Source organism: Candidatus Cryptobacteroides sp. (assembly GCF_056207615.1).
This window is the reverse complement of sequence record NZ_JBAEER010000165.1, coordinates 1-6,990: the sequence shown is the minus strand read 5'-3', so window position 1 is coordinate 6,990 and position 6,990 is coordinate 1. Positions and strand designations below refer to the sequence as shown.

6 protein-coding genes are annotated in these 6,990 nt (G+C 52.1%); 3 read left to right on the top strand and 3 right to left on the bottom strand.

Annotated elements, in window-relative coordinates; genetic code table 11:
* Positions 1 to 325 precede the first annotated feature (325 nt).
* Entirely contained in the window at positions 326 to 1,966 is a 1,641-nt protein-coding gene (locus AC06ND_RS09320) for a DUF2207 family protein (RefSeq protein ID WP_475678708.1), read from the bottom strand.
* The gene (locus AC06ND_RS09315; protein ID WP_475678707.1) at positions 1,966 to 2,514 is read right to left on the bottom strand and encodes a LemA family protein; all 549 of its coding nucleotides are present in this window, start codon (positions 2,512 to 2,514) and stop codon (positions 1,966 to 1,968) included. Before AC06ND_RS09315 ends, AC06ND_RS09320 begins: the two co-directional genes overlap by 1 nt.
* Before the next feature lie 94 nt (positions 2,515 to 2,608).
* Between AC06ND_RS09315 and AC06ND_RS09310 the strand changes: the two genes are divergently transcribed.
* Positions 2,609 to 3,268: an HAD family hydrolase gene (locus AC06ND_RS09310; RefSeq protein ID WP_475678706.1), complete on the top strand. Its 660-nt coding sequence runs from the start codon at positions 2,609 to 2,611 to the stop codon at positions 3,266 to 3,268.
* Between the two features lie 445 nt (positions 3,269 to 3,713).
* On the top strand, positions 3,714 to 4,622 hold the full coding sequence (locus tag AC06ND_RS09305; protein ID WP_475678705.1) for a helix-turn-helix domain-containing protein: 909 nt from the start codon (positions 3,714 to 3,716) through the stop codon (positions 4,620 to 4,622).
* Here the strand turns inward: AC06ND_RS09305 and AC06ND_RS09300 are convergent, their stop codons facing one another.
* A complete protein-coding gene (locus AC06ND_RS09300; protein ID WP_475678704.1) occupies positions 4,623 to 5,480 on the bottom strand; it encodes an AraC family transcriptional regulator in 858 nt (285 codons plus the stop codon). It lies immediately after the preceding gene.
* Positions 5,481 to 5,635: 155 nt separating this feature from the next.
* On the opposite strand from AC06ND_RS09300, the gene AC06ND_RS09295 reads away from it, so the two are divergent.
* Positions 5,636 to 6,990, top strand: a 1,355-nt coding sequence (locus AC06ND_RS09295) for an AMP-binding protein (RefSeq protein ID WP_475678703.1), incomplete at its 3' end; no start/stop codon positions are given.

The window sequence follows — 6,990 nt, the reverse complement described above, 5'->3', positions numbered from 1 at the left end:
GTCAACTACCTCGAGGCGGATGTCCCTCATACCATGGAACTCGGAACCGTATCGAATTCGTTCACCTTCAAGATGCCTGAGAACTCAGTCGGAATCATCCGCATGGTTCCTTGCAAATAGGCGCTTGACGATAACACAAAGAGAGGCTGACTAACAAGGCGCCTCAGCGCCGTGTCGGAGTGTGCGAAATGATAATTGAGCCACGGAGACACCCGTCGGAACGCAGTGTAGACGGCATGCCCCTTGGGGCAGCTGCGATAGCAGCGGGGGTAATAAAGAGAGGCTGACAGAAATGTCAGCCTCTCTTTTATGAATAGGAAAAATACTAGCGTGCGCCTCCGCCGAATCCGCCTCCGGAGAATCCGCCGCCACCGCCGAACGATGCTCCACCTCCGTGACCGCCTGCAGCACCCTGACGGCTTGCGTAGGATTGCCTTGCGTTGGTGATCGAAGATGACAGGCCGTTGGTAGCGTGGATGATCTGGTTCATGGTGTAGTAGTCGTACATCATGTTCTCGTCGAAAGCCTTAGGGTTGATGTCCTTGAGCTCCTTTGCGACCTTGTCGGCCACACCGAAGAGGGCAGCGAAGATGAGGTAGTCCTGCCAGAGTGCGACTTCGCCTACTCCGCGCTCATCCGAGAGCGTGAACTCCTTGAGGAACTTCTTGAGTCCGACGAGCTGACGGGCATATTTCTGGGATTCGTAGCTGTATTCGCCATCCCTGTACCATCCGTTGGCGACGAGCCTATGCTTGCCGGCAGCCTGGAGGCTTTCAGTCCACTTGTAGATGCGCTTGGTGTTGCGCCTAGACCACTTGCTGAACTCTCTGTCCTGAAGGATCTGGTCGCTTCCGCTGGCCTCCTTCATCATCTGGTAGAGCTCGCCCTCAGGACTCTCTGGGTCGAGAGGAGTCTTGCCCTGTGCAAAGCTGATCTCGACCTTGCCGGCAGGGTCATGGCTGACGATAAGGTGTCCTTGCTCGAGCATTCGGAGTATGATTGCCGCTGCAATCCTGTTCTTCTCGTCGGTGAACCAGAGCTTCTGGAGTATATACTCGCTGGCAACCACGTCGCCGTTGTAAGGGACGTCGCGTGCCCATTCCACTTCCTTGATGGACTCGACGCCGAGTATGCTCCTGTAGGTTCTCTTCCTCACGCTTCGTACGAAGACGGTGAAGGTTCCGATCATCATGGCGATGAAGGCAGCGAGGCCGATCTTGTCCTTGGTAGTCATTTCGTCGTCATCCTCCCAGACAGAACCTTCCATGGCGCGGTCGAGCACGTCGTCGAAGTCCTTTGGCTGTATGCTGAGAGAGTAGAACTGGCCCTTGTTGAGTCTCACGAGCGCGATGACCGAGCTCTGACGGACGAAAGGCTCCGAGCTTTCGAGAACCATCTTGCCGCCGACATAGTTCGCGGTTCCGTTGTATCCGAAGCCCCAGAGGCGCGAGTTGACGTCGTCGAAGCTGATGCCATCGGCGAGTATGGTCACCTTCACGTGCCTAGGGGAAGGGGAGATGCCTGGAGAGACGAACTGCATGTGGACCATGTCATAGTCGTTGAGCGACTTCACGACATTGCTCATGTCGTACTCCACGGTGAACTTGTGGTCACCGTAGCTGCCGAGTCCCCAGCAGATCTCATATCCCTGGGATACGTGCGCAAGTCCGCAGCGTCCAGCCTTTGCTTCCATCGAACGCTCCGTGTTCCATGAGCCTTCGGTGATGAACTCCCTGCCGTTCTCCTCGACCTTGAGACCGCTGATCTGGATGTCTCCGAGATTGTAGCGGACGAGGTACCATTCCGTTCCGCGGTCAGCGTTGAGGTCCCACAGCTCCGTGATATGAGCCGAACCGTCGTGGTTCAGTCGCACGGTGATGTCGACATCCCTGACCTGGGCGTCCATATTTATGACAAAGGCGGCCGAAAGGACCGCCATCGTCAATAATGCGATTATCCTTTTCATCAGATCTTCATTGAAGGCATTTCGGTCTTCTCTGCTGCTACCTCGAGGTACTGCCTCTCGGTGAAATGAAGCATGCTTGCAGCGAAGTTAGAAGGAATCTGACGGATGAGACGGTTGTACTTGGTAACGGTGTCGTTGTATACCATACGGCTCATGCGAACCTGGTTCTCGTATACGTTGACGCTGTCCATGGTCTTGATGTAGGTGTCGTTGGCCTTGAGGTCTGGATACTGCTCTGCGACGATGTTGATCTGCCTCATTGCGCTTGAGAGAGCCTTCTCCTGCTCCTCTACATCTGCCGCAGTGCTTGAGCCGGTTACGTTCTTCCTCATTGCGATGATGTCGCGGAGGGTGTTGTATTCATGCTCGCTATATGACTTGGTGAGCTCGACGAGAGCCTTGAGGGCATCCCAACGGCTTGCCTGCTGTACACCGATCTGGCTGAGGGCGTTCTTGCAGAGCTCGTCCTGGTTTACGAGTCCCCTCTGTGCTGAAATGAACCAGAGTACCAATGCTGCCACGATGGCAAGGATGATAAGAAGTGTCATGATCTTGTTCTTTATTAGGTTTGACTTAAACTACAAATATATAAATGTCATTCTATTTTCAGTATATTCGCGTCGAATTTTTCTCCTTTATCATATGAAATACGATCTAGTAATATTCGACCTTGACGGAACGCTCCTGAACACTATCGAGGATCTCGGAGATGCCGTGAACCATGCGCTCGAATCCAAGGGCTTTGCCGGTCACAGTATGCGTGAATACAAGGCCATGGTCGGAAACGGCGTGAGGAAGCTTGTCGAGAGGGCAATTCCTGAGGCTTTCCGTCAATCTACTATAATAGACGACGTGTTGGGCCGTTTTATTACACAATATGAGAAAAATATTGATGTTAAGACGAAACCTTATAGGGGAATGCAGCGCCTTCTTGCCGATCTTTCCGCTTCCGGGGTAAAGCTTGCGGTCGCCTCTAACAAGTTCCAGAGCGGCACAGAGACTCTCATCGCAAAGTTCTTCGGTGATATTCCATTCGTCGCTGTGTTCGGAAACAAGGAAGGTCAGCCTCTTAAGCCGTCACCGGAGCTGGTTCGCCAGATATGTTCGATGGCTTTCCCTGAAGGAGGGGAGCACAGGGTGGCACTCGTCGGGGATTCCGATACGGATATGGCAACAGCTCGCAATGCCGGCATAGACTCGGTCGCTGTAACCTGGGGTTTCCGCTCGCGTGCGGAACTTGAGCAGGCAGGTGCTGAGAACTTCGCCTCCACAGTCCTCCAGCTGCGGCAATATCTGAAATAATTATTTAAACTCTTTAAAAAAGGTCTAAAGTGCGGTATTATTGCCAGTTAGACTGTAAGCGAGGCAAATATTTGCAAAAAAGTTTTTAAAATATTTGCAAAATAAAAATATCGTCGTAACTTTGTGTCGGTTGAACGGGAAAGCTGTTCGGTAAGTACCTCAACCGATTGGTTATTAGTTTTAGTGTTATTATTTATGTGGTTAGTATGAGGTGCCCCGCGTGATGCGGCGCAGCTCATTCTTTTTATACAGCACCCATCTGAAATGCCGCAGAAAATAGAGGAGTTTTGTGATAGGTAGTCCATGTGGGGTCACATGCTTCCCTGCCGGATAAGATGCTAATAAAAGAGATAAATCAAATTGCAGAATATCCGATAAAACGAAATTTCGTGAATTAAGAATAAATCATTATATTTGTCGGGATAATAACACAAATGTAATGGCTATGGAAACTGCAGCTAGGGAAATCGAGTTAAGAAGTTTACGCGAATTTGCACCAGGCAACACCTATCCGGATGTGTCTGACGACTTCTTCCTCGCGAATCTTAACTTCGCTCAGAGCATGGAGACTCTCCAGTACCCATGTAAGTTTGACGGATACGCAGTGCTTTATTGCGTGAACGGAAAGTTCGACATCGAGATCAACCTCAGGACGTACACCATCCAGCCGGGCTCTTTCGTGATCTATGTCCCGGGTAGCATCATCAAGGTTTCCAACGTCTGCTCTGAGAATACCTCCGACTTCAGTTTCGTAGTCATCGCAGCTTCACGCTCGCTCATCTCGGACCTCAAGATCGACTTCTCGCAGCTCTATGAGGAGAGCATAATGGTCCTCGACAACCCATGCGTCATCCTTTCCACAAGGGACAAGGAACTCGGAGCCAAGTACATCAGCCTCATCAGCAGCATCCTCGGCAGCGGCATTCCAAACATGATGGAGATCGTCAAGCCGGTGTTCTCGTCGATGTTCCTTCTCGTAGCGAGCCTCCTCTCTGAGAACATGAGCCAGGCAGCTCCGCGCTCAGACCACAACCACCGCTCGAAGAGGGTGTTCGAGAGCTTCCTCAAGCTTGTCACCGAGCATCATAACGAGCACAGATATCTCGACTACTACGCAGAGAAGCTCTGCCTCACACCGAAGTATCTTTCGGCAACAGTGAAGGCAGTTAGCGGCAGGTCGGCTCCGGAGTGGATCGACTCTTTCGTGGTGGTGGAGGCAAAGAACCTTCTCAAGTACTCGAACCTCGACGTGAAGGAGATTGGCTTCCGACTGAACTTCAACGCACCGTCGGTATTCTGCCGCTTCTTCAAGTCGCAGACGGGCATGACCCCTAGCGAGTACAGGAATTCCTGATTATTTTACCGAATGCCGGTATGCTCTCGGAGAGACTCCGGTGATCCTCTTGAAATACTTTCCGAAAAGGGAAGGAGACATGAAATTGAGCCTTGCGCTGATCTGGTCGACCGTCAGGTCGGTGGATTTGAGCAGGGCTTTGCATTCTATTATCGTGAAGTCGTCGATGATGTCAAGGGCCGACTTTCCGGTGCAGTCCTTGACCACCTGAGATAGATATTTCGGAGTGAGACACATCATGTCGGCATAGCCGGCCACCGTCCTCTCGGACTTGTAGTTCTCCTTCACGAGCTTGGTGAACTGCTCTGAGATGCTGTCCTTGCGCGAGAGCTTCCTCTGCGCGACGGCGTTCCTGCTCAGCGCGAATCCGTACACGAGGGTGAGGGCCATGTGCTTGACGGCCTCGAGCCTGTAGGTGTTGTCCGTCTCGTTCACGAGATTCTCGAGGAGGTAGCGGAATGAGGTCACGATATGCTTGTGGCCCTTGAGGGGGAAGACCGGGTCGGTGAAGACCGCGTTCCTCAGTGGGGAAGACGCATTCGAATCGGAGAGCAGACTGTCGGTGAGCTGCTTGGAGAGCACGATGACGTCGAACGAGCAGTTTTCCGAGCGCTCCTTCTGGCTGACTATCATTCCTTCCATGAGCATGACCATGCTGGGCGATGTAATGTGGTAATCCTGCATGTTGATGGAGATCTCGGCGGTACCTTCGATGAAGAAGATCACGTTGGTCGTGTCGGCGAGGAAAGGTTCGCCGTCCTTGCTCCAATAGTCCTTCGTGTTGAGCAGGAGAAGGTCGTCGCCTATCCTTCCATGGTTGAATATTGTCTCCTTGAAGTAGTCTTTTCTCTTGAGCATGGTCTAAGAATTAGTGGAACAAATGTAATCAATTTTGGAATATTTTACCTTGATGTCTGTTATAAATAAGGGAAAATAGTATATAAAAATAGTTAATTGTTCGTGTAAATGCGGAGAAATGGGTATATTTTTGTAATTCATAAACCTTAAACCAAATGATGCAGATTTACATGCGCACGCGCAAAATGCGCGAGAAGTACATCGATACACTCGCGAAACTCTACGATTACGCTACTGCCGCCTATTCGAAAAAACAGTATACCCAGTGGTTTGACACCAAGGAAGGAGGCTATACCTATGCCTCTTTCAAGCAGGGTTGCGACAACCTCTCCAAACTCCTTACCCAGTACGGCATCGGAGCAGGGGACAAGGTCGCCATCTTCTCCCAGAGCATGCCTAACTGGTCGCTCGCATTCTTCAGCGCCGTCACTTTCGGACGAATCGCCATTCCTATCCTTCCGGACAGCTCCGAGAACGAGGTCAACAATATCATCAACCATTCAGGTTCCAAGGTGATTTTCGTATCGCAGAGGCTTGCCTCCAAGGTCAGCAAGGAAATCAGGGACAAGATGACCCTCGTGATAGAACTCGACACCCTCGACATCATCCAGTCCGATTATGAGCAGTTCACCTGTGAGGGCAAGACCTCGGTGCCTACTCCTGACGACATGGCGGCGATCATCTACACCTCCGGCACCACCGGCAGCGCGAAGGGCGTCGTCCTCTCCCACAGGAACCTCGCTTCGAACGTGATCACCTGCTACCATTCATGTCCGAGGAACTCGAAGGACAGATGGCTCTCTCTCCTTCCGATGGCACATACACTGGAGATGACCCTTTGCATGCTCTACCCGATGTTCTGCGGCGCGACCGTGTACTATCTCCAGAAACCACCGGTTCCGGCCATCCTTCTCAAGGCCATGAAGATAGTGAAACCTACCACCATCCTTTCGGTTCCGCTCATCATCGAGAAGATATACAAGGGCAGCGTGCTCCCGACCATCCAGAAGAGCCGCACACTCACATGGATGCGCTCCAACATGAACGGTCTGATGTGCAAGATCATCGGCATGAAGCTGAAGTCGACCTTCGGCGGTCATGTCACCTTCTTCGGCATCGGCGGTGCGAAGCTCGATCCAGAGGTAGAGGGCTTCCTTCTCAAGGCGAACTTCCCTTATGCGATCGGATATGGCCTCACCGAGACCTCTCCGCTTATCGGATACGCCGTCAAGAGGAACAGGACCGTCGGAACTTTCGGCTATCCGGTATACAACGTGCAGCTCCGCCTCGACGACGTCAATCCTGAGACGGGCGAGGGCGAGGTCGTAGCAAAGGGCCCTAACGTGATGCTCGGTTACTACAAGGATCCGGTCAGGACCAGGAGCGTCTTCACCGAGGACGGATGGTTCCGTACCAACGACCTTGCTGCGCAGGACGAGAAGGGACGCTTCTACATCAAGGGACGTAAGAACAATATGATACTTGGCCCATCGGGCGAGAATATCTATCC

Bases quoted from the DNA above. Each gene is read 5' to 3' on its own strand.
- AC06ND_RS09300 (WP_475678704.1), bottom strand. From the start codon at position 5,480: ATGCTCAAGAGAAAAGACTACTTCAAGGAGACAATATTCAACCATGGA.
- AC06ND_RS09310 (WP_475678706.1), top strand. From the start codon at position 2,609: ATGAAATACGATCTAGTAATATTCGACCTTGACGGAACGCTCCTGAAC.
- AC06ND_RS09315 (WP_475678707.1), bottom strand. From the start codon at position 2,514: ATGACACTTCTTATCATCCTTGCCATCGTGGCAGCATTGGTACTCTGG.
- AC06ND_RS09305 (WP_475678705.1), top strand. From the start codon at position 3,714: ATGGAAACTGCAGCTAGGGAAATCGAGTTAAGAAGTTTACGCGAATTT.
- AC06ND_RS09320 (WP_475678708.1), bottom strand. From the start codon at position 1,966: ATGAAAAGGATAATCGCATTATTGACGATGGCGGTCCTTTCGGCCGCC.